This window comes from Clostridium sp. SGI.024 (assembly GCF_050315195.1).
In the GTDB taxonomy this organism is placed as follows: Bacteria; Bacillota; Clostridia; order Clostridiales; family Clostridiaceae; genus Clostridium.
Map to the genome: position 1 here is coordinate 1 of NZ_JBNPON010000178.1, position 312 is coordinate 312.

1 protein-coding gene is annotated in these 312 nt (G+C 39.4%); it reads right to left on the minus strand.

Annotation, left to right across the window (positions count from 1 at the left end; all coding sequences use genetic code 11):
* Positions 1-134: 134 nt before the first annotated feature.
* A partial coding sequence (locus ACQRD5_RS17310; RefSeq protein WP_427747128.1) for a transposase occupies positions 135-312 on the minus strand: 178 nt, incomplete at its 5' end.

Below are 312 nucleotides of genomic sequence, written 5' to 3' on the forward strand. Positions count from 1 at the left end.
AGTCATGTACCACCAGCTTAGCTGGTGGCTTGATTAAGCCCTATAAGGGCATGATACTGGCGGGCACTACTCGTGCTCTGAATAACTGCCAATCGCAAAACAGTTTCAGCTACCACCCTCATTGGGTGGTTTTTCTATTTGCTACCTTGTACCTGCGATCCCGTAAACGGGTCAATATATTCCTTCATACTAATTTGTTCTGCTATTTGATCTTCTTGAATTTGATTCTGAATATATTTTGCAATTGCAATTTTATTTCTTCCTACTGTATCAACATAATATCCTCTGCACCAAAAATGTCTATTTCCATAC